This window comes from Polynucleobacter sp. HIN11 (assembly GCF_030297675.1).
In the GTDB taxonomy this organism is placed as follows: domain Bacteria; phylum Pseudomonadota; class Gammaproteobacteria; order Burkholderiales; family Burkholderiaceae; genus Polynucleobacter.
In genome coordinates this window covers 977,993-1,002,625 of record NZ_AP028142.1, presented here as the reverse complement: position 1 = coordinate 1,002,625, position 24,633 = coordinate 977,993, and the positions used below count along the sequence as shown (strand labels likewise).

The following is a 24,633-nucleotide window of genomic DNA, read 5'->3' as shown; positions in this document are numbered from 1 at the left end:
ACCTACTGATAGATCTCACTGCCGCGTTTGCGGAACTCGATGGATTTCTCTTCCATACCCTTGGCAGGATCAACACCTTCTTTGAGGCTCGCGGCGTAATCACGCACATCTTGGGTGATCTTCATGGAGCAGAACTTGGGACCGCACATTGAACAGAAGTGCGCAATCTTGGCACCCTCGGCTGGTAGGGTGGCATCGTGGTACTCACGCGCACGCTCGGGATCCAAGCCTAGATTGAACTGATCTTCCCAGCGGAACTCAAAACGTGCTTTGGAGAGGGCGTTATCGCGCAATTGCGCACCCGGAAAGCCCTTCGCAAGGTCAGCGCCATGGGCAGCGATCTTGTAGGTAATGATGCCCTCGCGCACGTCCTCTTTATCGGGAAGACCCAAATGTTCTTTGGGAGTTACATAGCACAGCATCGCCGTGCCGTACCAACCAATCTGCGCAGCGCCCACACCACTGGTGATGTGATCGTAGCCAGGAGCAATATCAGTAATCAAGGGTCCTAGGGTGTAGAAGGGGGCCTCAAGGCAATGCTTGAGTTCTTCGGTCATGTTCTCTTCAATGCGTTGCATTGGAACGTGACCAGGGCCTTCAATCATCACTTGTACATCGTGTTTCCAGGCCTTAGCGGTAAGTTCACCTAAGGTATGCAACTCACCAAACTGAGCAGCGTCATTGGAGTCCGCGATGCAACCTGGACGCAAACCATCGCCAAGACTAAATGACACGTCATAGGCTTTCATGATCTCGCAGATCTCATCAAAGTGGGTGTAGAGGAAGTTCTCTTTGTGATGCGCTAAGCACCACTTGGCCATGATCGAGCCACCGCGTGAGACGATGCCGGTGATGCGATCGGCAGTGAGCGGTACATAACGCAGCAATACGCCCGCATGGATCGTAAAGTAATCCACGCCTTGCTCGGCTTGCTCCACCAAGGTGTCACGGAACATTTCCCAGGTGAGATCTTCGGCAATACCGCCGGTCTTATCGAGTGCTTGATAAATCGGCACCGTACCAATGGGTACAGGCGAGTTCCGAATAATCCACTCACGCGTTTCATGAATATGCTTACCGGTGGAGAGATCCATGATGGTGTCGGCACCCCAACGGATCGCCCAGACCATTTTCTCGACCTCTTCATTAATCGAGGAGGTCACGGCGGAGTTACCCAAATTGCCATTAATCTTCACACGGAAGTTGCGGCCAATGATCATGGGCTCGAGCTCTGGGTGATTAATATTGGCGGGGATAATGGCACGGCCTGCGGCAATCTCCGAGCGTACAAACTCCGGAGTAATCACATCCGGAATATTCGCACCAAAGGATTTGCCAGGGTGCTGCTTGAGGATCTGTTGATAGCGTGGATCTTGGCGAAGTTTCTCAAGGCCCATGGACTCGCGCAGCGCAACGTATTCCATTTCAGGGGTAATGATGCCTTTGCGGGCGTAATGCATTTGACTCACGTTCGCACCGGACTTGGCAACCCGAGGTGCAGCGATGTGTGAGAAGCGTAAATGCGCTGTGGCTGGATCATGCGCACGAGCCACTCCGTATTCGGAGGAGGGGCCAGCCAATTGCTCGGTATCGCCGCGCTCAGCAATCCATTGACTACGTAATTTGGGTAGACCCTTTTCTAAATTGATGACGATATCAGGATCGCTGTAGGGACCCGAGGTGTCATACACCGGAATCGGCGGATTGGCAGTCTCGGTTTCACCAGTTTTGGTCGGTAACTGCTCAATCACCCGAATCGGTGCCTTCACGTCAGGCCGCGATCCTTGCAAATAGGTTTTGGTGGAAGCCGGATAGGCAAACTTTTGTCCAAAGTCACGCTCCAAACTCTTCAGACTTGGGATCTCAGGTTTCGCCTTCTTTTGATTCTCGGTGCTAACGCTCATGTCCATCTCCTCGCAATATTCATAGAGTGGACGAAACCGTGTGCCGGTCTGATGGAACTCCCCACGCCAGCATTACCTGGATCGGGTTCGAGGGTCTTTCTCAGCACCACCGCAGTGGGGGCACCCCTGTTTCATCCTTGTGACCCTATTTAACCACGAATCCCCAAAGCCCATCCTTGAGCTTCATCAAGCCATCCGGTTGCGGCGCAATATCAAGTCGGCAGTGACCAAGGCTGCATCAGTCGTGAACTCATCCGCCAGGATGCGGGCGGCAGCCTCCGCGAGATCCAGTTGAATAAAGCCACTCACCTCGCCATCGTGATTGATGGGAACCAATTGCAAGGGTAAGACAAGATCAAAGATGAAAAGGCTCTCGTGGTGGATGCCATGGGGTGGGTTAGGGCGACTAATTAATAACTTGCCTGCTGGAGTAATGGCGCTCGCGATGGGCTCGGGAACGCCGGCCTCTTCCCATAGCTCTCGTATCGCGCAATTCACCACGGTCTCGGAGGCGCTAATGCCGCCAGCGGCGAGGTTATCGAGTTTGCCGGGATCAATCTGCTTACTCTCGCTGCGCCGTCCTACCCAAAGTTGGCCATTGGCAGTCATACCATTGATGTGCGCTGCCTGACTTTGCACCCCGAGACTTCGAAACGCCGCGCGCTCGACCCGAAAGTACTCATGACCATCAGCACCATAGAATGCAAACTCTTCATTGCGCCACGCTGGTATCAATCCAGCGTCACGCATCCTCATCGCCAAGACACGCAAACTGGCGCTGAGGTGGGCAGGAGGAACTACTGCAAATACCAAACCCCGCCCACTCACATTCAGATGGGCAATCGGATCGCTTTGCAAACTCTCGATCACGAAAGGGGTGAATTCAGGGACGAGGTGACCGACGGTGCGATCACCCAACACAATGGGCAAGCACGCATGAGGTAAATGACAACTCGCGTTTTGCAACATTTCTTCGAGAGCGGCGAGTGTGCTTACAGGGATTATTGACATGAGTCAAGTGTAAGCGAACTATATTGATCATGCTTAATTTTTGAGCATGCTAGCTCACTCGTTTAAAAATCAGCACTTAGGAAAACTTTGAACGATTTGTCCACACATGCTGTGGATAACTTCATCACCAATCCATCGTACATCAATTAAAAAGCGTAACAAATAAAAGACACGTTCACATCAAACAAGATTAGTAGTTTTCCTAATTTAACAATCAATGCGTCATGAATAAATTTGGTCCCCCTGCCAGGAGTCGAACCTGGATCTATCGCTTAGGAGGCGATTGCACTATCCATTGTGCTACAGCGGGAGGGGATTACCAGCCACACAGGGCCCATGCTTGCTCAGCCAAACCAATTACAACCTCAGGGATGAAGTAGAGCGCAAAGACCAGCATCAAAAGGAACACAACGACTGCATAGAGAGCGATCTTCTTTCTGGTCAGAGTTGAAGTAATTGATAGCGATTGACTCATTCACTCATTCTACCGAAAGCAGATGGTCATCGCCACAGAATAGCTACGTCCTCATGCGCTTGCCGGGCGCTGCAAGGGCTCTTCACGGATCGGTAAATTAATCAGACCAGCGAAGACCCCCAGGGCCATGGCAATGCCCCACACGATCTGATAGGAACCAGTGAGATCATAGAGGTAGCCACCGAAGTAGGCACCACAGAAGCTCCCTAATTGATGGGAGAAGAACACCACCCCCGAGAGCATGGTGAGGTATTTGACCCCAAAGATCTGAGCGACGATCGCATTCGTGAGCGGAATGGTTGAGAGCCAGAGTACTCCCATCACAGCAGCAAACGCATAAGTGCTCATCGACGAGAGGGGCAACAATAAAAAGAGAGCAATCGCTAGTGAGCGGGTGAAGTAAATACCCGAGAGTAAAAATCGTTTAGGAAAGCGCTCGCCCAAGACCCCAGCGTAGTAGGTGCCAATCACATTAAATAAACCAATCAAGGCCAAGGCAGTAGTAGCAACGGTAGCACCGTTGATACCGGGATAGATCGCCGACATATCCTTGAGATACGGGGCGAGGTGAACCGTAATAAAGATTACCTGAAAGCCGCATACAAAGTAACCCATCATCAAGAAACGAAAGTTGCGATTACCAATGGCTTCGTTAAGAGCCTGTCGGATGGTTTGGCCACCAGCTTGATTGGGCGCAAAACCGGTCTCGCGTAAGAAAAATGCAATGGGGATCATGAGTGAGGCCATGAGTCCTAAATAGATGAGTGCTTCGTTGGCTCCAAAGTTGCTAATCAAGCCTTGCTCTAATGGCATCATCAAAAACTGACCGAAGGAGCCTGCCGCTGCAGTAACCCCCATCGCCCATACGCGTTTTTGGGGCGATACATTGCGACCAATAATGCCGTACACCACACTGTAGGTTGTCGCCGCTAGACCAATACCAATGGATAGACCGCCCGCCAAATGGAATAACAAGGGATCATTGGTCAGTGCCATCCCAATTAGACCCACGGCATACAAGAATCCACCCAGAATCATGATCTTGAATGGCCCATAGCGATCGGCAAGCGCGCCAGCGACGGGTTGGGCAAATCCCCAAATCAGGTTCTGGAGCGCAATCGCTAATGCGAAGGTCTCACGCCCCCAGCCGTTAGCCGAGGTAATCGGCATATTGAAGAGACCAAAGCCATGACGAATACCCATGGAAAGGGTGACCATCAGACTGCCAAAGATCAGCACTTGAAGCATCGATAGGCTGGGCGTGCGCTGGGTCACACAATTCCTTTCTGATGCAACTCGCTAATTTGCTCTTCACTCATACCCAGTTCGCGTAAGACCTCATCGGTGTGTTGTCCCAACAGCGGCGGTGGCATGCGCACCTCCACCGGGGTTTTGGAGAGACGCATCGGACTCGCAACCAATTTCATGGTGCCGGCGGTTGGGTGGGGCACGCGCATCTCAATGCCACGCGAGATGACTTGCTCGTTCTCAAACACCTCTTGCAAATTATTAATGGGCCCGCAAGGCACACCTGCCGTCTCCAATAAAGAAATCCACTGCGCCTTGGTCTTCTCCTTCACCATCTCGGCTAACAGTGGGATTAATGCAGTGCGGTGCTCAATGCGCGCTGGGTTTGTTGCAAAGCGCACGTCGTCAGCAAGAGCCTCGCGATTGCCGACCTTCACGAAGTTACGAAACTGGCTATCGTTACCAACTGCCACAATGATCCAGCTATCCGATGTCTGAAAGGTTTGATAGGGCACTACATTGGGGTGAGCATTACCCCAGCGATGCGGTGAGACCCCGCTGCATAAATAATTACTAGAAATATTTGCAAGCATTGCTACCTGAGTATCGAGGAGAGCCATATCAATGTATTGACCCTCACCGGTGCGATCGCGATGAATCACCGCCGCAAGGATGGCGGAGCTGGCATACATCCCTGTAAATAAATCCACGATCGCAACCCCAGCCTTTTGAGGACCACCACCGGGTAAATGATCCGCTTCACCGGTAATGCTCATAAAGCCACCCATGCCTTGCAAGATAAAGTCATAGCCAGGGCGATGTTGATAGGGACCGGTTTGACCAAAGCCAGTGATCGAGCAATAAATGAGATTGGGCTTGATCGCACATAAGGATTGATAGTCAAGACCGTACTTCGCTAGCTGACCCACCTTGTAGTTCTCGATCACCACATCGGAGGTCTTGACCAAATCACGCACAATCGCTTGACCCTCAGAGGTACTGATATCGAGCGTGATGGATTTCTTATTACGATTAATCGAGATGTAATACGCTGACTCGGTGGTGTCCTGACCATTTGGGTCTTTAGCAAAGGGAGGGCCCCAATGGCGGGTATCGTCACCTGCGCCCGGGCGCTCCACTTTAATCACCTGAGCACCCAAATCAGCTAAGTTTTGAGCACACCACGGACCCGCTAATACCCGGCTCAGATCTAATACGCGAATATGACTTAAAGCTCCCATAGGCTTATTTTCCCATGCTTTTGTCACACGCCTTTGGGATATGACTACAATTTCTGCGCATGGCAACCCGTAAACCATCCCAATACAGCGAATCCTCCATCAAAGTCTTAAAGGGCTTGGAGCCAGTGCGTCAGCGCCCGGGTATGTACACCCGCACCGATAATCCCCTGCATATCATTCAGGAGGTCTTAGATAACGCCTCAGACGAAGCACTCGGTGGTTACGGTAAAGAAGTGGTCGTGACCTTACACACCGACGGTAGTGTGAGTGTGGAAGACGATGGCCGCGGCATTCCAGTGGGTATGCATCCCCAAGAGAAAAAACCCGTCGTTGAAATCGTCTTTACCCAATTGCATGCCGGTGGCAAGTTTGAGAAGGGTAGTGGCGGTGCTTATGCATTCTCAGGAGGCTTACATGGTGTGGGTGTGTCGGTTACGAACGCGCTCGCTAAACGTTTAGAGGTGACCGTGTGGCGTGAGCAACAGGTCTCCAACATCACCTTTGCCGATGGCGATGTGATCGAGAAACTTAAATCCAAAGCAGCAACCAAAGGCGATAAAGCGCATGGCACCAAAGTGCGCGTTTGGCCGAATCCAAAATACTTTGATAGTGCCACCATTCCCATGGCTGATCTCGAGCGCCTCTTGCGCTCCAAGGCAGTGCTCTTACCCGGCGTCAAGGTCACGCTGGTTCAAGAAAAAAACGGGCAAAGCCAATCCTGGCTCTACACCCAAGGACTAAAAGGTTACCTCGATGAAGCCTTGGCACAAGGTGGCCATAGTGCCCCAGTAATTCCTGCATTTGAGGGTGAGCATTACGCCAGTGGCGCAGGCGATGAAGAAGCCTTTGCCGAAGGTGAGGGTGCCGCTTGGGTCGTGAGTTGGACCGAAGAGGGGGCACCGGTGCGCGAGAGTTATGTGAACCTCATCCCAACCCCAGCGGGTGGTACGCATGAGAGTGGTTTGCGCGAAGGACTCTTTAATGCGGTCAAAAGTTTTGTTGAGATCCATGCCTTGCAACCCAAGGGAGTGAAGCTCATGCCTGAGGACGTATTTGCCAGGGCCTCATTTATTTTGTCTGCCAAAGTGTTGGATCCCCAGTTCCAAGGACAGATTAAAGAGCGCCTGAACTCCCGCGATGCCGTGCGCTTGGTCTCTGGCTTTGTGAAGTCCGCTCTTGAGTTGTGGCTCAATCAACACGTTGATTACGGCAAAGCACTTGCAGAGCTCGTCATTAAACAAGCACAAGCGCGCACCCGCGCTGGTCAAAAGGTGGAAAAGAAAAAATCCTCGGGTGTCGCGGTACTGCCTGGCAAGCTCACCGATTGCGAGAGTGAAGACATTCTTTTAAATGAGATCTTCTTGGTGGAGGGCGACTCCGCCGGTGGTTCTGCCAAGATGGGGCGCAATAAAGAATATCAAGCGATTTTGCCTTTGCGGGGTAAGGTCCTCAATACTTGGGAGACCGAGCGCGATCGGCTCTTTGCCAATAACGAAGTACACGATATCGCAGTAGCGATTGGAGTTGATCCCCACGGGCCTAATGATGAACCCAACTTGGGGAACTTACGCTACGGCAAGATTTGCATACTGTCGGATGCCGATGTGGATGGCTCGCATATTCAGGTGCTGCTGCTCACACTCTTTTATAAACATTTCCCACGCTTGGTCGAGAACGGTCATGTGTATGTTGCGCGACCACCACTGTATCGCGTTGATGCACCTGCGCGTGGCAAGAAGCCCGCACAGAAGATCTACGCACTCGATGAGGGCGAACTAACTGCCATTGAAGATAAGCTGCGCAAAGACGGTGTGCGCGAGGGCGCCTGGCAAATCTCGCGCTTTAAGGGCTTAGGTGAGATGAGTGCTGAGCAACTGTGGGATACCACCTTGAATCCTGATACCCGACGTCTCTTGCCGGTGACCTTGGGCGAGATGAGCGAGAGCGAGACCATTAAGACCATGGATATGTTGATGGGCAAAGCAGAATCTGGCGCGCGCCGCGATTGGTTAGAAGAGCGCGGTAATGAAGTAGAAGCCGACATTTAGGACACAGCATGGCGACTAAAAATAAGAAAGCAACTCCTGAGCAGGGGGATCTCTTTACTCAAGAGCGGCCCAAAGCAAATACGGCTAACCCAGAGGAGTTCTTATCCTTAGGCATCTACGCTGAGCGTGCGTACCTTGATTATGCGATTAGTGTGGTCAAAGGGCGGGCATTACCCGAAGTCGCCGATGGGCAAAAGCCAGTACAACGTCGTATTTTGTTTGCGATGAACGAGATGGGCTTGCGTGCCGATGCGAAGCCAGTTAAGAGTGCGCGCGTGGTCGGCGATGTCTTGGGTAAGTTCCATCCCCATGGTGATCAATCGGCCTACGATGCCCTGGTGCGCTTGGCACAGGATTTCTCCTTACGCTACCCATTAATCGATGGCCAAGGTAACTTTGGCTCGCGCGATGGTGATGGAGCCGCGGCGATGCGCTACACGGAAGCACGCTTGACTAAGATTGCGAGCCTGCTCCTCGCTGAAATCGATGAGGGCACGATTGATTTTGTGCCCAACTACGACGGCTCCTTTAAAGAACCAAAACTACTCCCAGCACGTCTGCCATTTGTCTTGCTCAATGGCGCCTCGGGTATTGCCGTGGGTATGGCGACCGAGATCCCATCGCACAATCTGCGCGAGGTGGCGAGTGCCGCAGTAGCGCTCATGAAGTCCCCCAAGACCAGTTTGGATGATTTACTCAAACACATCCCTGGTCCGGATTTTCCGGGGGGTGGGCAAATTATTTCACCAGCCAGTGAGATCGCCCAGATCTATGAGGGTGGACGCGGCTCGGTCAAGGTGCGCGCACGCTGGACCATTGAAGAACTTGCACGTGGGCAATGGCAGGTGGTGGTCAATGAGTTGCCACCAGCGACCTCAGCACAACGGGTCTTGCAAGAGATCGAGGAGCTCACCAATCCAAAGGTGAAGATGGGCAAGAAATCACTGACCACCGAGCAAAACAATCTCAAGCAAACCATTCTGAACGTCTTAGATAGTGTGCGCGATGAGTCGAGTCGTGAGTCCCCGGTACGCCTGGTGTTTGAGCCCAAGAGCAAGAACGTAGAACCAAATGAGTTCATCACCTTGCTTCTTGCGCATACCTCACTCGAGTCGAATGCTTCGATTAATTTGGTGATGATTGGTAATGACGGCCGACCCCGTCAAAAGGGATTAAAAGAGATCCTCACCGAGTGGATCGAGTTTCGCGTGCAGACCGTCACTCGTCGTACCCAGCATCGCTTGGGGAAGGTCAAAGACCGGATGCATATTCTGGAAGGGCGCAAGATTGTCTTTCTAAACATTGATAAGGTCATTAAGCTGATTCGCAATAGCGATGAGCCAAAACCCGATTTGATGAAGGCCTTTAAGCTCACCGAGCGTCAAGCTGAAGATATCCTAGAGATTCGTTTGCGCCAGCTGGCCCGTCTTGAAGGAATCAAGATTGAGCAGGAACTCAAAGAGCTCAAAGGGCAAAAGGCGGAGCTTGATGAGTTACTCAGTAATGAGTCGGCATTGCGCAAACACATCATCAAAGAAATTGAGAGCGATGCTAAAGAGTTTGGTGATGCGCGTCGCACCCTCATGAAAGAAGATGAGCGGGCAGTGGCTGAAGTGAAGGTGATTGATGAGCCGGTGACTGTGATCGTATCCCAAAAGGGTTGGGTCCGAGTCCGTCAGGGTCATGAGCATGATCCCCAACAGTTCACATTCAAAGCCGGTGATGCGCTCTACGATACCTTTGAGTGCCGCACTGTCGATCAAATGCTTGGCTTTGGTAGTGATGGTCGTGTCTATACGGTTGCCGTGAGTGAATTACCCGGCGCACGAGGCGATGGCTCGCCACTTACGAGTTACGTCAATCTCGCGCCAGGCTCGCAAATGGTCGCCTACTATGCAGGTCACGCCGATGATCTGGTATTGATCTCTACTAAAGGTGGCAATGGATTCTTGGCGAATGTGGCAGATATGATTACTCGCAATAAAGCAGGTAAATCCTTTGTGGGGCTCGATAAGAAGTTGCCCGGGGATGCGCCGCTGGGTGCTGCGAAGGTGAGTGAGGGGATGCGCCAGGTTGCTTGCTTATCGGAGAACGGCCGACTCTTAGTGTTCCCCCTGGATGAGCTCAAACGCTTACCGACTGGCGGCAAGGGTGTGATCTTGATGGGGCTGGATGCTAAAGAGCATTTGCGTTGCGCAATTACCTTTGGCTCAGCAGGGATAAGTTACAGCGGGTCAGGACGCGCTGGTAAACCCACTGATACACTGCTTGACGCTAAAACATTGAAGGGCTTTGCTGGTAACCGTGCCCGTAAAGGTCATTTAGTGGATCCGCGACTCAAAGAAGCACGACTAAAAGCAATTCTTAACTAAGAAACTATGCCTTACAAAATCTTATTACTAGGAGCCTCTTATGGCTCTCTCTTAGCATCTAAATTACTCTATGGTGGTCATCACATTCACTTGGTGTGTTTGCCCGAAGAGGCAAAGCTCATCAATGCGGAAGGATTTAAGGTTCGCCTACCCATTCGGGGGCGTGCTGAACCGGTTTTATTGAACTCACAACAATTGCCAGGCTCAGTGAGTGCCGGACCCGCAGAAACAGTCGATGTTAGCCAATACGATTTGGTGGGACTGTGTATGCAAGAGCCTCAATATCGCTCACCCGGTGTGCGTGAGCTGATGGCAGCGATCGGTCGTTCTGGAATACCGTGTATGTCGATTATGAACATGCCGCCATTGCCATACATGAAGCGTATTCCTGGACTGGATTACCAGGCGCTAGAGGCTGCTTATACCGACGCACGTGTGTGGGATACCTTTGATCCAAACAACGTTACATTAAATAGCCCCGATCCTCAGGCGATCCGCCCACCAGGCGAACCAGCCAATGTTCTGCAGGTGACCTTACCAACGAACTTCAAATGCGCCACCTTTAGTAATGATGCGTACAATCAAATCTTGCGCCAGTTGGAAACTGATGTAGCCAATGCTCGCTTTGCAACACCAGAGGGACCCATTGAACTACCTGTTAAATTGAAGGTACATGATTCTTTATTTGTGCCCTTAGCGAAGTGGGCGATGTTGTTAGCAGGTAATTACCGTTGCGTGACTGCCGATGGCATGCGCAATACTCAGGATGCTGTTCACGCCAACCTTGATGAATCCAAATCGGTCTATAACTTTGTGGTCGATTTGTGTATCAAATTAGGTTCCAACCCAGCTGACTTGGTCCCCTTTGAGAAGTATGCCGCTGCAGCCCAGTCACTCTCAAGGCCTGCATCTGCAGCGCGTGCTTTACAGAATGGTGCCCCTTATATTGAGCGCGCTGATAAGTTGGTGCAACTCATTGCTAGATCAAAGGGCATGAATCATCCAGCAATTGATGCTCAGGTAGCGCTGGTGGATCGCCGCCTAGAGGCCAATCGTCAGAAGCTCTCGACCTAGCAAGCTTTAGATATAAGCCAACCAACGCCCCATCCCAATGACACTCGCCCAACCGGTGAGTGAGAGAAGGGCTTGTAATTTACTGATGCCATTTGTTACTGTGCGCATGCGCAGAATCATGGCATTGGCGAGTAATAAGAAGATAAGGCACATCTTCAGAATAAATAAGCGTGAACCAATGAGCTCAGAGGCTTGAGTAATAAACAGGAGCGATCCAGTGAGAACCGCTAGGCCAAACCCGACGAATGCCACTGAGATCCCCAAACGAGATAGATCCGACATGCTGAGTTTGGTGCCAAATCCCAAGACTCGTAAATCCATGATGACCACACTTCCAAAGAGCATGCCGATGCCCCAGATGTGCATGGTCTCAACCGTAGGGTAGAGCCACGTCGAGTACTTCATGGCCTGGGCTAGCCATAAGCCCTCTAAGGCCATGATGGGGCTAGTCATTAACGCAATTCAACGGTTTTAGCGCCAGCAGTGATGCGCTCAGCGCGCAGCTCATCGGGTTGGCTGCGATTGATATACCCCTCAACCGTGACTTGCGAACCGTTAGCAATATCACTCTTGCTCAAGCCCCGGTTTTCCATCCGAAAGGGTGGAGCAAGTACGATGGTCCACGACTTACCATCGGCATTTAGTTTAATTACTCCATGCGGATGCTCATAGCTACTTTGAGTAATCGTGCCAGTGAGCTTAACGGTCTTGGTCTGATCATATTCAGACCAGCCGTGATGGGCATGGGCAAGACCAAGATTTAATAATAAGCAGCTCAGAATGATTCGTTTAATGACTGTGATCATATTCACCTCGTTCGGATAATTCATTGTATGGTGAGATGGCGCGCATCACAATGATTGATAGCGCTTGGCGGCCTTTAGAAGTTCCTCGGCAACACGTTTACGTAAACTGGCAGGTGCCAATACCTCAACACTATCCCCATACTTCATGATCTCCATGATGAGTTCCGGATCTTGGTTGTAATCAAACTCAAGGAAGTAATTGCCTTCCTTATCGAAGCTACTTACTTGCTGGCCATGCCAGGTCTCTGCAGCAACCCAGCGGGCTTTCTCAGGGGTAAAGCGTAATTTGGCGCGTTGTGTAGCTTTGCCAGAGAAGATGCCATAACTCTCAGCAAAGTTCTCTTGTAATTCTTTTTCAGAGACATCAATGGCTTTTTCATCCAAAACATGCGCTGTTTGAATGCCATCCATGGCAAAACTACGCAGGCCTTTGCGGAGATGGCAATACGCATCGAGGTACCAGTTATCTCGATAGAAAATTAAGCGCTGCGGTGATACATCACGCTCGGTTGATTCATCCTTACCCTTGGAGTAATAGGACAGGTGTAAGCGCTGGCGTTTTAGGAGTGAGATACCGACTTCTTCAAAGTTCTCGAGCACATTCTTGCGGGCTGAAACACCAAAGACCTTAATGCGTTTTCGTAACTCTTTTGCAGAGATCTCAGACTGACCCAAGATACCATCAATGATGTTCATGAGGGGCGCAATATGAGGGCTTAGTAAGCCATTGGTATCTAGATTGGATAAGAGGTGTTGCATGAGAACGAGGGCAGTCGCCTCTTTTTCTGAGAACCACAAGCCGGGTAACTCAAACTTATCGCCGGCATTGGGCTTATCAAAGCGATAACCGCCCATGGCGCGGTCGTAGACAATTGGTGCGTTCATACGATCACGCAGATAGTCAAGATCGCGTTTGAAGGTTGCGCGCGAGATTTCTAAGCCACTTAAGAAATCCTCAATCGGCACGCAGCCCCGACTCTGGATCATGTACTTAATCTTGTGCAAGCGCTCCATATCGCTCATAAGCAATCTCCCATAACAAAATAGGCAACAGCATGGGCCATAAAAGGCTCACTATATGAGCCAGATCAAGGTAAGTCAATGACGCGAAACCAATACCAGCCCCCAAGCACTTCAGTTAGGATTAGGGTATGAAAATCATCAGACTTCTATTCGTGTGCCTTATGCTCATCCCGGGCATGGTTCTTGCACTGACAGTTGGCCAAACCATTGAGTTGGGGCAACTGCAAACACTCAACAGCACTCCGTATGTCATACCGGCTAACAACACCAAGAACACCTTAATCCAGGTTTGGGCCACCTGGTGCCCATTTTGTAAGAAGCAAAATGCTTATTTAGAAAAACTCTACAAAGAGCTGCCGCCTAATTCACTCAATGTCATCACCATCTCCATTGATAAGAACCCATTGCTTGCCAAGCAATATATGGAAAACAATAAGTACACATTCCCGGCAGCCATGATGACCCCAGAACTGCAAAAATCAATGGGGAAGGTCAAAGGCATACCAATTCTTATCATTTTGGATAAGAACAACAAAGTGATCTACCGTGAAATCGGGGAGATATTTCCTGAGGAGTATGCAGACCTTAAGCGCTTTGCAAAAGTTCAATAATTAATCAAGTAATACATACGTACTACTTCCGTTGTGATTACAAACGTTTAGGCCCAACCTTCTTCACAAACCAAATGCATACAAATAATCTAGTGATTATTAAATCCAAAAGGTTACGTATTCAAAATGGTGTTTTTAATCGAACTTACTCATAATCGAGCCAAAATATTCCGTATTGAGTTTGGCTCTCGCTTGCTCATGGCAATCACAATCCTAGGAATTGCCTATTTGACCTTCAAAAGTTTACTTGGGGTATTTCTAGGATTATTCAGCAAATAGCTAAACGATCGATTCATTTGCATCACTAGGAAATAAGGACGAGCCCGACCCTCGGCACTGATAGTATTTGGGTATGGCTGCTTCGTTCCCGACCTGACCAGGTTGCCAAGCCACCATGCGAGGAGGCCCGTCCATTCTTATTGTAGCCTTGTTAGAATTGAGCCCATGACTGCACTTGCACTGGCTCGTAAATGGCGCCCCAAAACCTTCACTGAACTGGTGGGTCAGGATCACGTAGTGAAAGCCTTAACCCATGCCTTAGATCAAGGCCGCTTACACCACGCATGGTTATTCACGGGTACCCGTGGAGTTGGTAAGACCACCATCTCTCGCATTATGGCTAAAGCCCTCAATTGCACCGGAGTAGATGGCAAAGGGCAAATGACCTCAGAACCTTGTGGCCAATGCCAAGCCTGTACCGAGATTGATGCTGGACGCTTTGTTGATTACATTGAGATGGATGCGGCGAGTAATCGTGGTGTGGATGAGATGGTCTCATTATTAGAGAAAGCCGGTTATGCACCCAGCAGTGCTCGCTTTAAGGTCTACATGATCGACGAGGTGCATATGCTCTCCACGCATGCCTTTAATGCCATGCTCAAGACCTTGGAAGAGCCACCGCCGCATGTGAAGTTCATCTTGGCAACCACCGATCCCCAAAAGGTACCGGTCACCGTGCTCTCTCGCTGCTTGCAGTTCAATCTTAAGCAAATGCCAGTCCCTTTGATCGTAGAGCACTTGCAGCAGATTCTGGGTTCGGAGTCAGTGACTGCTGAACCGAATGCCTTGCGTGTGATTGCAAAAGCGGCCCAGGGATCCATGCGCGATGCACTATCGCTTACCGACCAAGCAATTGCCTATGCCGCAGGGCCGGTCACAGAGGCCGCAGTCCGCACCATGTTGGGCACGATTGATGAGACCTATCTCATCAAGATCTTGGATGCCTTGCAGAATAAAGACGGCAAAACTCTAAACGACATCACGGAAGAGATGGGCTTGCGCAGCATGTCCTTCTCTTTAGCACTGCAAGATCTAGCCAGTCTCTTACACAAAATAGCCACAGCCCAGATCGTGCCTGACTCTGTATTGGAGGATTGGCCAGAAGCGAATGAGATTCGTAGGCTTGCTAAAGCGTTTACTCCCGAAGAGACCCAACTCTTTTATCAGATCGCTATTACCAGCCGGGCCGATTTGTCATTGGCTCCCGACGAGCAAGCTGGATTTGCGATGGCGCTTCTACGAATGTTAGCCTTCAAACCCGGTGGCAGTGGTAGTACTTCAGTAACAGCGAACAGCATACCAAAGCCTGCTACGCAAGCTACTCCTAAATCAACCGCTCCCGCAAACAAGTCAGTAGAAGCAAAGCCGGTTGCAAAGACTGTTGCGAGTACTGTTACAAATACTGCACCCGAAACCGCAACCCATACGCCGAACCTCAATAGTGAGATCAAACCCGATTGGCATGCGATGGTACGTAATTTGCCATTGCGAGGACTCTTGCAACAACTCGCTCACCAAACCGAACTGGTGGAGTGGCGCGACACCCCAACGACACTCTTTATTACTCTGACGACTGCGATGCCCCAACTGGCGACTGATGATGCGTTAGCCCGTTTTGGGGAGACCCTCCGGGCGCAGTACGGTAAACCTGTGAAGCTGCAATTGGGTGAGGGTAAGGCTAATCACACGATTGCTAAAGTAGATGCCCAAATTTACGAAGAGAATAAACTCAATGCCGAAGAGCAAATTGCTGAAGACCCATTCCTAAAAGAGCTGGAGCGTGAGTTCGGAGCCAAAGTGGTCTCGGGCTCAGTTCGTCCCATTAATTAATTTCAATAGCGGAGAAGCACACCATGATGAAAGGTCAAATTGCGGGTTTAATGAAGCAAGCCCAGCAAATGCAAGAGAAGATGAAGCGCGCCCAAGAGGAGCTCAATGCCTTGGAGCTCACGGGCCAAGCCGCTGGCGGCATGGTGAAGGTCACGATTACTGGCAAGTATGAGATGAAGCGGGTGCAAATTGATCCGGCAGCAATGGATGATCGCGAGATGCTCGAAGATCTGGTGGTCACTGCGTATACCGATGCATTCAAGCAGGCTGAAGCAGCTAGCCAAGCGCTCATGTCGGGAGCGACCGCTGGTATGCCCATGCCTCCCGGATTTAAGTTACCGTTCTAAAGTCGGATGAGCCGGACCAAAGCGCCAAACGAGCCTCAAGACGCACTTAGTCGTTTGGTGGAGGCTCTGCGGGTCTTGCCTGGCGTTGGCCCCAAATCAGCGCAACGCATGGCGTATTATCTGCTGCAACATGATCGTAATGGCGCGGCTGTCTTAGCTCAGTCATTGGGTGAGGCAGTCGAGTCCATCGGCCATTGTCAGCGTTGCAATACCTTTACTGAACTCGAGCTTTGTATGACCTGCAGCGATTCACGTCGCGACCCCGCCTTATTGTGCGTGGTGGAGACCCCGGCAGACCAAGTGATGGTTGAGCAAACCATGAGCTTTAAGGGTCAGTACTTCGTTCTGATGGGGCGTATCTCACCACTGGATGGTATGGGCCCCAATGAGATTCATTTTGATCGCCTCCTCGATCGGATCGAGAAACCAGAGTTTGGTGGACCCGTACGTGAAGTGGTGCTGGCTACCAACTTCACGAGCGAGGGTGAGGCCACCGCGCATTACATTGGCGAGGTCTTAAAGATCAAAGGCATCAAAGCAACCCGCATTGCCCGCGGCATTCCGGTGGGTGGCGAGTTGGAGTATGTGGATGCTGGCACCTTAGCACGCGCCTTACTCGATCGCCGCTCCATCAGCTAAAACAATCAACGAAAGCATCTATGAGTAAAGTCCCACACATCTTAGTGAGTAATGACGATGGCTATTTAGCTCCTGGCTTACTCGCTTTGGTTAATGCACTACGCCCCTTAGGCAAGTTAACGATTGTGGCACCGGAGCAAAACCACAGTGGCGCATCGAACTCGCTCACGCTCTCACGACCCTTGAGTATTCATCGGGTCGCCGGTGGTGAGCGCGATGGATTTCTATTTGTAAATGGCACGCCCACCGACTGTGTGCACATGGCCATGACCGGATTTTTGGAGAGTAAACCTGATTTGGTGGTCTCAGGAATTAATCAAGGCGAGAATATGGGCGAAGATGTCCTGTACTCAGGTACCGTTGCCGCTGCGATTGAAGGTGTGATGTTTGGGGTGCCAGGCATTGCGTTCTCACAAGTGGACCGTGGTTGGGCTCAAATTGAGGATGCTGCAAAGGCAGCGCGTGACATCGTGACCCAGGCTCTGCAAGAGCCGATGGAGCGGGTCGATGGCATCGCCACCTTACTAAACGTCAATATTCCCAATGGCCATTATGAGCAACTCAAACGCTGGCGGGTGACGCGCTTAGGAACACGTCATCACTCGCAACCCGTGATCGTGCAACAAAATCCTCGTGGTGAGAACATTTATTGGATTGGTCCCGCAGGCGAAGCGCGTGATATCTCCCCCGGGACGGATTTTCATGCGATCAATGAAGGATGTATCTCAATTACGCCGATGCAACTCGATCTCACGCACCATGCGCGCCAAGCGAGTATGCGTGCTTCTGGCTGGGACCGCGGATGAAAGCGGCCGAGCGCTTTGCCGGGCATCGCCAAGACCTCGCACGCAAGGTGCATGAGGCCGGGGTGAAGAACCCACAGGTCTTACAAGCCATAGCCACCGTACCGCGCCACTCATTTGTGGATGCTGGATTGCACGCGCAAGCCTATGAAGACTCGGCATTACCGATTGGTCATCAGCAAACCATCTCGAAGCCCTCGGTGGTGGCACGCATGATTGAGCTCTTGCACAAGAACAAACAACCCTTGGGGAAGGTGCTAGAGATTGGTACAGGATGTGGCTACCAAGCAGCGGTGCTGAGTTTGTTGGCGCAAGAGGTCTACTCGATTGAGCGAGTTCGTGCTTTGCATGATCTGGCTCGCACCAAATTACGACCCTTTCGTATCGCCAATTTGCGCCTCATCTATGGCGACGGAATCCGCGGGCTAGCGCAAGCAGCACCTTTTGACGGAATCATCCTGGCAGCGGCGGGGTTGGGGGTGCCCGACCCTTTATTGGATCAACTGGCGATTGGGGGGCGCTTAATTGCGCCGGTCTCTAAAAGCGAGACCGAGCAACAGCTCTTACTCATTGAGCGGGTGAGTTCCCACCGCTATCAAAGGACCGCACTTGATGAGGTCTTTTTTGTGCCCTTACAATCAGGGGTGATATGAGCCCATTGCATGCCAGCCCACAATCCCGATACGCGATTCGCTTCGGCCAGACCGCTCTCGTAGCGGTTATCGCTTTTGGGCTTGCAGCATGCTCAACACCACCCAGAACCAAGCCAGCCACCATTACGGATCGCAGCGCACCGGTAGCCAGCGCACCTGCTCAAGAGCCAGTTCCTCCGGGGTTCTATCGGGTCAAACGCGGCGATACCTTGATTCGGATTGCGCTCGATAACGGGCAGTCTTATCGCGATATTGCCTCTTGGAACAACATCACCGACCCTAATTTGATTGAGGTTGATCAGGTCTTGCGGGTGAAGCCACCGCCAAGCACGGCTCGGGTAACAAGCAAGCCGATTGAGCCGATCAAACCCGCTGATAGTAAAGCGCCTGCTGATAGCAAAGTGGCTGCTAAGAAAGCGGAAGAGAAAGAGGTAGTAGTTGCTGAGCCCAAAGCGAATGCAATTGATCCACCCATTAAGCTCTCATGGCCTGCAAAGGGCAAAGTGGTCGAGGAGTTCAATGAGGCCAAGAACAAGGGTATTGATATTGCCGGCAAGATGGGTGAGCCCATTCAAGCGGCAGCCGATGGCAAAGTCGTCTATGCCGGTAACAGTCTGCGAGGGTATGGCAACCTGGTCATCGTCAAGCATGACAACACCTATCTCACGGCCTATGCCCATAACCGCACTCTTTTAGTGAAAGAGGGTGAGAACGTGCGCAAAGGTCAACGGATTGCTGAGATGGGCGACTCCGATGCCAATATGGTGAAGTTGCACTTTGAGGTGCGTATGAACGGTAAGCCCGTTAACCCAATGCAATATTTGCAATAACTGTAATCACCCGTTTGGCTAAATCGATCCCCAGCGTACTGGTATTTGATATTGAGACCGTTCCGGATGTTGCGGGTCTTCGGGTACTCAATGCCTATCCAGACTCGATGAGCGATGCTGAGGTCGCAAAGGCCGCGATGGATGAGCGTGCTGCCCAAACTGGCCATGAATTTTTACCCCTTTACCTGCAAAAGATCATTGCGATCTCGTGCGTGATCCGCAGAACCACCAAAGAGGGCTTACCGCAATTTAAGGTTGGTAGTCTCGGAACCGCAGCCGATGATGAGAAAACTCTCGTACAAGCTTTTTATGAACTCATTGAAAAATACACCCCCCAGTTGGTGTCGTGGAATGGAAGCGGCTTTGATCTACCGGTCTTGCACTACCGGGCGCTGTTAAACCAAGTGGCCGCACCGCGCTATTGGGAGATGGGTGAGAGCATGGATAGCGATAGTAAAGACTTTAAGTGGAACAACTACATTAACCGCTATCACATGCGTCACATTGATCTCATGGATATTCTAGCCAAACACAATGCCCGTGCCAACGCACCGCTCGATGCGCTAGCGAAGCTGTGTGGCTTTCCTGGAAAACTGGGGATGGATGGCTCGCAAGTATGGCCTGCCTATCAACGCGGAGAGATTGAACAAATCCGACAGTATTGCGAGACCGATGTGGTGAACACCTATTTGGTCTACTGCCGCTTTCAACAAATGCGTGGCGGCTTTACTGCTGATGAGTACGACGAAGAACTCGCTTATGTGAAGCAGCAACTCGAGCAGGATGCCAAGCAGGGTAAAGCACCCTGGCCCGAGTACTTAGCCGGCTTTAGTCACTAGCATCCATCACGTTCAGAATGAGTACGGAAGCACCGATGCCAAAAGCATCTCCGATCGTCACGATTGACTCTTTGGATCTCGATGCACAAGGCGTTGCGCGGCAATCGAATGAAGAGGGCGGTAAAGTACTCTTTATTCGGGGAGCGTTGCCGACCGAGCGCGTGACCTACACTATCACGCGGGAGAAAGCGCGTTTTGCCAAAGCCAAACTCCACGAACTGATTAAACCCGCGGTCTATCGCACCACACCTCGCTGCACCTATTTTGGGACCTGCGGAGGATGTAGCATGCAGCATCTGGATTTTGCTGCGCAGATTGCAATCAAGCAACGGGTCTTAGAGGATGATTTGTGGCACATCGGACGGATTAAGCCTCAAGAGATCTTACGACCGATTGCAGGATCCGCTTGGCACTATCGCCATCGAGGACGTTTAAGTGTGATCGATCGCTCGATCAAGAAGGGCACAATCTTGGTGGGTTTTCATGAACACAACAGTAGTTATGTGGCGGATATGCTGACCTGCGAAGTCATCCCCAAACGCATCTCCGATCTCTTGGTACCGATGCGGGAACTGGTGGGCTCACTGAGTATCCGGGATCGCGTACCGCAAATCGAGTTTGCTGTTGGAGAAGATATAAACCAACCGGGCGTCACTCAAATTGCCTTAGTGATTCGTCACTTGTTGCCGCTGACCCCCGCCGATCTCAAGAATCTGGAGTCATTTGCCAAACATCATCAAGTTGGTATTTGGTTACAGCCCCAAGGGCCTGAGAGCGCCAAACCGTTTTACCCCAGCGAGCAGTCGCTGAGTTACACCTTGCCAGAGTTTGGGGTGACATTGCCGTTTCTGCCGACGGACTTCACCCAAGTCAATCACGCAGTCAATCAAGTCCTCATCAGTAAGGCCATTTCTCTATTAGATATTCAAGTAAGTGATCGTGTGATTGATCTCTTCTGTGGCATTGGGAACTTCACACTGCCCATTGCAACCCTAGCCATGGAAGTGCTTGGCATTGAGGGTAGTAAGACCCTAACTCAGCGTGCCTTGCAAAATGCTCGGCATAACCAACTCGAACACAAAACCCAATTTAGTCAGAGTAACCTCTTTGAGATCACGGCCACTGATCTCAATGTCTGGGGCAGGGCCGATAAATGGCTGATTGACCCACCGCGAGAGGGTGCTATGGAGATTTGCAAGGCGATGCAGGATTTACCAACAACAGCGCTACCGAAACGCATTGTCTATGTGTCATGCAATCCCAAAACACTGGCACGTGATGCAGCGATTCTGACGCACGAACTAAATTACACCCTGAGTAAAGCAGGGATCATCAATATGTTCCCTCACACCTCGCACATTGAATCGATTGCGGTGTTTGATCGACTGGGATAAAAGTTAGGTATTCTGATGGGGTTCATCGATTAGATTCCCCATGACCAACCTCAACCAACTACCGACTGATTTACCCGTTCCCAAAGACGATGGGGCGTGCAATCATTTGGTCGGCATGGCTTTGCCGAATGTTGCTTTATTAGCAACCGATGGATCGATGGTGAACCTCTCACAACTACCCGGGCGCACAGTCATTTATTGCTACCCCATGACCGGGCAGCCTAATGTGTCATTGCCCGAAGGGTGGGATCAAATCCCAGGCGCGCGTGGCTGCACACCCCAAAGCTGTGCTTATCGTGATCACTATCAAGAACTCCAAGCCTTAAATGCCAATGTGTATGGCCTCAGTGTGCAGAGTACGGATTACCAACGCGAGATGGCTACCCGTTTGCATTTGCCATTTCAGGTGCTCAGTGATGAGCAGTATCAGTTCCAGCAGGCGCTCAACTTGCCAACCTTTGTGGCGGCAGGGATAACCTTACTCAAACGCGTGACCCTGATTACCAATGATGGGCATATTGAGGCAGTACATTACCCAATCTTCCCAAGTGATAGTGATCCTACTTGGGTATTGGATTATTTGAAGAGCAAGAAATAAAAAGGGCGCCGAAGCGCCCTAAATTACCGCGTGACGATGTTGCTATTAGTCGCGGTCTCCACCAAAGATGCCCAGAAGAGCCAAGAGGTTGGAGAAAATGTTGTAAATGCTTAGGTAGATGCCTAAAGTTGCAATGATGTAGTTGGTCTCACCACCATTAACCACACGCTGCACATCCACCAGGATGAACGCGGAGAAGATGGCAATCGCTACAACCATCAAGGTGAGCATCAGGGCAGGGATCTGCAACCAGATGTTGGCCAAGGAAGCCAAGATCAACAGAATGACGCCTACGAACAGGAACTTGCCCATGCCCGAGAAGTCTTTCTTGGAGACCGTGGCAATCGACGCCATCACGGTGAAGATTGCAGCTGTGCCACCAAAGGCGCCCATGATGAGAGCAGCACCATTGCTGTAGCTACCCAGGGTCATGCCAATCAAGCGCGAGAGCATCACACCCATAAAGAAGGTAAACGCCAGCAAGAGCACGACGCCCATACCGGTGTCTTTGTTCTTCTCAATTGCCCAGAAGAAACCAAAGGCAACGGCCAAGAACAAAATTGCGCCCATAAATGGACTACCTTCAAAGAAGGTAAAGCCCATGGCCACACCCAGCCACGCACCAATTACGGTAGGCACCATGGAGAGTGCCAAGAGGGCGTAGGTGTTTCTTAGGACACGGTTACGGGATTGGGCAGTTGCAACCGCAGCACCACGACCAAAACCATACGAATTGAGATCACTCATTGAGTAGCTCCTTAAAGTAAGTCCAACATGGACTTGATAGTCACCAAGTATAGACAAAACATATAAAAATCAAGACCTTTGTGACAGGAAGGTCGCTGGCATTAGGGTCTTTTGGTGATATACCTAAGAAATTCAATGGCTTAGGGGTCGGAATCGGGGATAAAACCCTAAAAACAACGTATAATTTCGCATCGCAATACCGAGTATTGCTGACAAATGATTCAATAAAACCGAAAAACCGTTTCACACAACCTCACTGGAGTTTTTGCATGGCAATTCAGCGCACCTTATCCATCATCAAACCTGACGCAGTCGCGAAGAACGTGATTGGCCAAATCTATGCTCGTTTTGAGCAGGCTGGTTTGAAGATCGTCGCCGCCAAAATGGCGCACCTCTCAAAAAATGAAGCTGAGCAGTTCTATGCCGTGCATAAAGAGCGTCCTTTCTTCAAAGACCTCGTGAGCTTCATGATCTCGGGTCCGGTCATGATTCAGGTACTTGAGGGTGAGAACGCGATTGCCAAAAATCGTGAGCTGATGGGTGCGACCGATCCCAAGAAAGCCGACAAGGGCACAATCCGCGCTGACTTTGCAGATAGCATTGATGCTAATGCCGTGCATGGTTCGGATGCACCAGAGACCGCTGCAGTGGAAGTCGCCTTTTTCTTTCCCGGCATGAACATCTACGCACGTTAATTCACCATTGAATTCAAGCCGCACGAACTTACTCAATTTTGATGCTGCCAAGATGGCAGAGTACGTTGCGGGACTAAATGAGAAGCCCTTTCGGGCGAAGCAACTCTTGCAGTGGGTTCATCAGCGTGGCGTCAGTGACGTGGCGCTGATGACCGATCTGGCTAAATCCTTTCGTCATCAACTCGCAGAAGAAGCAGAAGTCATTAGTCTGCCAGTCATTGGGGATATGAAGGCTGGTGACGGTACCCGCAAGTGGTTACTGGATGTGGGGGCTGGTAATGCCGTTGAGATGGTGTACATCCCCGAGGATGATCGCGGCACATTGTGTATTTCCTCCCAAGCGGGTTGTGCAGTCAATTGCCGATTTTGTTCCACTGGTCACCAAGGCTTTGCTCGTAATCTGACCCCGGCCGAGATTATTGGACAACTCTGGTTTGCCGAGCATCATTTGCGCGAGGATCCGCTTGCGATTCGCAGGCTGGATGAGGATTGTGCGGAGCAAGCACAGGGTCGTGTGATTACGAATGTGGTGATGATGGGCATGGGCGAGCCTTTGCTCAACTACGATGCGGTGCTCGTGGCATTGCGTTTGATGCTCGACGATCACGCCTATGGACTCTCGCGCCGTCGCGTGACTGTCTCAACCTCGGGTGTGGTGCCCATGATGGATCGCTTGGCCCAGGATTGCCCAGTGGCTCTCGCTGTATCCTTGCACGCACCGAACGACGCTCTGCGCGATGAGCTCGTGCCACTGAATCAAAAATACCCCTTAAAAGAACTGATTGCCGCGTGCGATCGCTACTTACCATTTGCACCGCGCGACTTCATTACCTTTGAGTACTGCATGCTCGATGATGTAAACGATCAAGACCAGCATGCCAAAGAGTTAATCAAACTCTTAAAGGGCTTGCGTTGCAAATTAAATCTCATTCCCTTTAATCCATTTCCAGCCTCGGGCCTCAAGCGTTCACCCGCAGAGCGCGTCAAACAGTTTGCCCAAATTTTGCAAGACGCTGATCTGGTGACCACGGTACGTAAGACCCGCGGTGACGATATCGCAGCTGCCTGCGGTCAGTTGGCAGGCGATGTGATTGATCGAACCCGCCGTGCTGAGCGTATGCAAGCACTCAATGAGCAGGTGATTCAGTTTCAGGGACGATAATGAA

23 protein-coding genes, 1 tRNA gene, 1 other RNA gene, 1 pseudogene and 1 riboswitch are annotated in these 24,633 nt (G+C 51.1%); of the genes and pseudogenes, 15 read left to right on the top strand and 11 right to left on the bottom strand.

Annotated features, from left to right (window positions below):
- Nucleotides 1–2: 2 nt before the first annotated feature.
- The 6 genes from thiC to QUE60_RS05250 form a co-directional block, all read right to left on the bottom strand.
- Nucleotides 3–1,904 (bottom strand): phosphomethylpyrimidine synthase ThiC, encoded by a 1,902-nt coding sequence (gene thiC, locus QUE60_RS05275; protein WP_286226297.1) that lies wholly within the window; start codon nt 1,902–1,904, stop codon nt 3–5.
- 41 nt (nt 1,905–1,945) lie between these two features.
- Nucleotides 1,946–2,042: riboswitch (TPP riboswitch) on the bottom strand.
- A gap of 48 nt (nt 2,043–2,090) precedes the next feature.
- The gene (locus tag QUE60_RS05270) at nt 2,091–2,915 is read right to left on the bottom strand and encodes an NUDIX hydrolase (protein ID WP_286226296.1); all 825 of its coding nucleotides are present in this window, start codon (nt 2,913–2,915) and stop codon (nt 2,091–2,093) included.
- 235 nt (nt 2,916–3,150) lie between these two features.
- Nucleotides 3,151–3,225: transfer RNA gene (locus tag QUE60_RS05265), tRNA-Arg, on the bottom strand.
- 6 nt (nt 3,226–3,231) lie between these two features.
- Entirely contained in the window at nt 3,232–3,390 is a 159-nt protein-coding gene (locus QUE60_RS05260) for a hypothetical protein (RefSeq protein WP_286226295.1), read from the bottom strand.
- A 51-nt stretch (nt 3,391–3,441) separates the two neighbouring features.
- Nucleotides 3,442–4,665, bottom strand: coding sequence for an MFS transporter (locus QUE60_RS05255; protein WP_458574783.1), 1,224 nt, complete (start codon nt 4,663–4,665; stop codon nt 3,442–3,444).
- A complete protein-coding gene (locus QUE60_RS05250) occupies nt 4,662–5,879 on the bottom strand; it encodes a CaiB/BaiF CoA transferase family protein (protein ID WP_286226294.1) in 1,218 nt (405 codons plus the stop codon). The genes QUE60_RS05255 and QUE60_RS05250 overlap by 4 nt, the downstream gene beginning before the upstream one ends.
- Before the next feature lie 59 nt (nt 5,880–5,938).
- On the opposite strand from QUE60_RS05250, the gene QUE60_RS05245 reads away from it, so the two are divergent.
- The 3 genes from QUE60_RS05245 to QUE60_RS05235 are packed head-to-tail and all read left to right on the top strand — an operon-like array spanning nt 5,939 to nt 11,373.
- A complete protein-coding gene (locus QUE60_RS05245) occupies nt 5,939–7,927 on the top strand; it encodes a DNA topoisomerase IV subunit B (protein WP_286226293.1) in 1,989 nt (662 codons plus the stop codon).
- 8 nt (nt 7,928–7,935) lie between these two features.
- Complete coding sequence (gene parC / locus QUE60_RS05240) at nt 7,936–10,299, top strand: DNA topoisomerase IV subunit A (protein ID WP_286226292.1); 2,364 nt, start codon at nt 7,936–7,938, stop codon at nt 10,297–10,299.
- A gap of 6 nt (nt 10,300–10,305) precedes the next feature.
- On the top strand, nt 10,306–11,373 hold the full coding sequence (locus tag QUE60_RS05235) for a Rossmann-fold NAD(P)-binding domain-containing protein (RefSeq protein ID WP_286226291.1): 1,068 nt from the start codon (nt 10,306–10,308) through the stop codon (nt 11,371–11,373).
- Between the two features lie 6 nt (nt 11,374–11,379).
- Here QUE60_RS05235 and QUE60_RS05230 read toward each other — a convergent pair whose 3' ends face one another.
- Genes QUE60_RS05230 through QUE60_RS05220 form a run of 3 tightly spaced genes read right to left on the bottom strand, consistent with a single transcriptional unit; the run spans nt 11,380 to nt 13,202 of the window.
- Nucleotides 11,380–11,826: a hypothetical protein gene (locus QUE60_RS05230; RefSeq protein WP_286226290.1), complete on the bottom strand. Its 447-nt coding sequence runs from the start codon at nt 11,824–11,826 to the stop codon at nt 11,380–11,382.
- The gene (locus tag QUE60_RS05225) at nt 11,826–12,179 is read right to left on the bottom strand and encodes a DUF6152 family protein (protein ID WP_286226289.1); all 354 of its coding nucleotides are present in this window, start codon (nt 12,177–12,179) and stop codon (nt 11,826–11,828) included. Before QUE60_RS05225 ends, QUE60_RS05230 begins: the two co-directional genes overlap by 1 nt.
- Nucleotides 12,180–12,224: 45 nt before the next feature.
- Nucleotides 12,225–13,202, bottom strand: a complete 978-nt coding sequence (locus QUE60_RS05220) for a helix-turn-helix transcriptional regulator (protein ID WP_286226288.1) — start codon at nt 13,200–13,202, stop codon at nt 12,225–12,227.
- A 128-nt stretch (nt 13,203–13,330) separates the two neighbouring features.
- Between QUE60_RS05220 and QUE60_RS05215 the strand changes: the two genes are divergently transcribed.
- Nucleotides 13,331–13,813, top strand: coding sequence for a TlpA family protein disulfide reductase (locus QUE60_RS05215; RefSeq protein WP_286226287.1), 483 nt, complete (start codon nt 13,331–13,333; stop codon nt 13,811–13,813).
- Nucleotides 13,814–14,126: 313 nt separating this feature from the next.
- On the opposite strand, the gene ffs is transcribed toward QUE60_RS05215, so the two are convergent.
- Nucleotides 14,127–14,224: signal recognition particle sRNA small type (ffs, locus tag QUE60_RS05210), an RNA gene on the bottom strand.
- A gap of 33 nt (nt 14,225–14,257) precedes the next feature.
- Here ffs and dnaX point away from each other — a divergent pair.
- The 9 genes and pseudogenes from dnaX (at nt 14,258) to QUE60_RS05165 (ending at nt 22,025) form a co-directional block, all read left to right on the top strand.
- Nucleotides 14,258–15,922 carry a DNA polymerase III subunit gamma/tau gene (gene dnaX / locus QUE60_RS05205; RefSeq protein ID WP_286226286.1) on the top strand — a complete coding sequence of 555 codons (1,665 nt, stop codon included), beginning with the start codon at nt 14,258–14,260 and terminating at the stop codon, nt 15,920–15,922.
- A gap of 23 nt (nt 15,923–15,945) precedes the next feature.
- Nucleotides 15,946–16,269, top strand: coding sequence for a YbaB/EbfC family nucleoid-associated protein (locus tag QUE60_RS05200; RefSeq protein WP_286223072.1), 324 nt, complete (start codon nt 15,946–15,948; stop codon nt 16,267–16,269).
- Between the two features lie 6 nt (nt 16,270–16,275).
- Nucleotides 16,276–16,908: a recombination mediator RecR gene (recR, locus tag QUE60_RS05195; RefSeq protein WP_286226285.1), complete on the top strand. Its 633-nt coding sequence runs from the start codon at nt 16,276–16,278 to the stop codon at nt 16,906–16,908.
- Between the two features lie 20 nt (nt 16,909–16,928).
- On the top strand, nt 16,929–17,714 hold the full coding sequence (gene surE, locus QUE60_RS05190; RefSeq protein ID WP_286223070.1) for a 5'/3'-nucleotidase SurE: 786 nt from the start codon (nt 16,929–16,931) through the stop codon (nt 17,712–17,714).
- A gap of 26 nt (nt 17,715–17,740) precedes the next feature.
- Nucleotides 17,741–18,364: pseudogene (locus QUE60_RS05185) on the top strand (protein-L-isoaspartate(D-aspartate) O-methyltransferase); the annotation flags it as partial.
- The gene (locus tag QUE60_RS05180) at nt 18,361–19,194 is read left to right on the top strand and encodes a peptidoglycan DD-metalloendopeptidase family protein (RefSeq protein WP_286226284.1); all 834 of its coding nucleotides are present in this window, start codon (nt 18,361–18,363) and stop codon (nt 19,192–19,194) included. The pseudogene QUE60_RS05185 and the gene QUE60_RS05180, both read left to right, overlap by 4 nt.
- Nucleotides 19,195–19,220: 26 nt before the next feature.
- Nucleotides 19,221–20,033 carry a 3'-5' exonuclease gene (locus QUE60_RS05175; protein ID WP_286227490.1) on the top strand — a complete coding sequence of 271 codons (813 nt, stop codon included), beginning with the start codon at nt 19,221–19,223 and terminating at the stop codon, nt 20,031–20,033.
- 35 nt (nt 20,034–20,068) lie between these two features.
- A complete protein-coding gene (gene rlmD / locus QUE60_RS05170; protein ID WP_353506029.1) occupies nt 20,069–21,427 on the top strand; it encodes a 23S rRNA (uracil(1939)-C(5))-methyltransferase RlmD in 1,359 nt (452 codons plus the stop codon).
- A 40-nt stretch (nt 21,428–21,467) separates the two neighbouring features.
- Complete coding sequence (locus QUE60_RS05165) at nt 21,468–22,025, top strand: peroxiredoxin (RefSeq protein ID WP_286226282.1); 558 nt, start codon at nt 21,468–21,470, stop codon at nt 22,023–22,025.
- A gap of 45 nt (nt 22,026–22,070) precedes the next feature.
- Here QUE60_RS05165 and QUE60_RS05160 read toward each other — a convergent pair whose 3' ends face one another.
- A complete protein-coding gene (locus QUE60_RS05160) occupies nt 22,071–22,772 on the bottom strand; it encodes a Bax inhibitor-1/YccA family protein (protein WP_286223063.1) in 702 nt (233 codons plus the stop codon).
- 269 nt (nt 22,773–23,041) lie between these two features.
- On the opposite strand from QUE60_RS05160, the gene ndk reads away from it, so the two are divergent.
- Together ndk and rlmN are read left to right on the top strand one after the other, a co-directional pair.
- Nucleotides 23,042–23,467, top strand: coding sequence for a nucleoside-diphosphate kinase (ndk, locus tag QUE60_RS05155; RefSeq protein ID WP_108508520.1), 426 nt, complete (start codon nt 23,042–23,044; stop codon nt 23,465–23,467).
- 7 nt (nt 23,468–23,474) lie between these two features.
- Nucleotides 23,475–24,629 (top strand): 23S rRNA (adenine(2503)-C(2))-methyltransferase RlmN, encoded by a 1,155-nt coding sequence (gene rlmN / locus QUE60_RS05150; protein WP_286226281.1) that lies wholly within the window; start codon nt 23,475–23,477, stop codon nt 24,627–24,629.
- Nucleotides 24,630–24,633 lie beyond the last annotated feature (4 nt).

Excerpts from the sequence above, each read along its gene's own strand:
- thiC (WP_286226297.1), bottom strand. The coding sequence starts at position 1,904 with ATGAGCGTTAGCACCGAGAATCAAAAGAAGGCGAAACCTGAGATCCCA.
- QUE60_RS05270 (WP_286226296.1), bottom strand. The coding sequence starts at position 2,915 with ATGTCAATAATCCCTGTAAGCACACTCGCCGCTCTCGAAGAAATGTTG.
- QUE60_RS05260 (WP_286226295.1), bottom strand. The coding sequence starts at position 3,390 with ATGAGTCAATCGCTATCAATTACTTCAACTCTGACCAGAAAGAAGATC.
- QUE60_RS05250 (WP_286226294.1), bottom strand. The coding sequence starts at position 5,879 with ATGGGAGCTTTAAGTCATATTCGCGTATTAGATCTGAGCCGGGTATTA.
- QUE60_RS05245 (WP_286226293.1), top strand. The coding sequence starts at position 5,939 with ATGGCAACCCGTAAACCATCCCAATACAGCGAATCCTCCATCAAAGTC.
- parC (WP_286226292.1), top strand. The coding sequence starts at position 7,936 with ATGGCGACTAAAAATAAGAAAGCAACTCCTGAGCAGGGGGATCTCTTT.
- QUE60_RS05235 (WP_286226291.1), top strand. The coding sequence starts at position 10,306 with ATGCCTTACAAAATCTTATTACTAGGAGCCTCTTATGGCTCTCTCTTA.
- QUE60_RS05230 (WP_286226290.1), bottom strand. The coding sequence starts at position 11,826 with ATGACTAGCCCCATCATGGCCTTAGAGGGCTTATGGCTAGCCCAGGCC.
- QUE60_RS05225 (WP_286226289.1), bottom strand. The coding sequence starts at position 12,179 with ATGATCACAGTCATTAAACGAATCATTCTGAGCTGCTTATTATTAAAT.
- QUE60_RS05220 (WP_286226288.1), bottom strand. The coding sequence starts at position 13,202 with ATGAGCGATATGGAGCGCTTGCACAAGATTAAGTACATGATCCAGAGT.
- QUE60_RS05215 (WP_286226287.1), top strand. The coding sequence starts at position 13,331 with ATGAAAATCATCAGACTTCTATTCGTGTGCCTTATGCTCATCCCGGGC.
- dnaX (WP_286226286.1), top strand. The coding sequence starts at position 14,258 with ATGACTGCACTTGCACTGGCTCGTAAATGGCGCCCCAAAACCTTCACT.
- QUE60_RS05200 (WP_286223072.1), top strand. The coding sequence starts at position 15,946 with ATGATGAAAGGTCAAATTGCGGGTTTAATGAAGCAAGCCCAGCAAATG.
- recR (WP_286226285.1), top strand. The coding sequence starts at position 16,276 with ATGAGCCGGACCAAAGCGCCAAACGAGCCTCAAGACGCACTTAGTCGT.
- surE (WP_286223070.1), top strand. The coding sequence starts at position 16,929 with ATGAGTAAAGTCCCACACATCTTAGTGAGTAATGACGATGGCTATTTA.
- QUE60_RS05180 (WP_286226284.1), top strand. The coding sequence starts at position 18,361 with ATGAGCCCATTGCATGCCAGCCCACAATCCCGATACGCGATTCGCTTC.
- rlmD (WP_353506029.1), top strand. The coding sequence starts at position 20,069 with ATGCCAAAAGCATCTCCGATCGTCACGATTGACTCTTTGGATCTCGAT.
- QUE60_RS05165 (WP_286226282.1), top strand. The coding sequence starts at position 21,468 with ATGACCAACCTCAACCAACTACCGACTGATTTACCCGTTCCCAAAGAC.
- QUE60_RS05160 (WP_286223063.1), bottom strand. The coding sequence starts at position 22,772 with ATGAGTGATCTCAATTCGTATGGTTTTGGTCGTGGTGCTGCGGTTGCA.
- ndk (WP_108508520.1), top strand. The coding sequence starts at position 23,042 with ATGGCAATTCAGCGCACCTTATCCATCATCAAACCTGACGCAGTCGCG.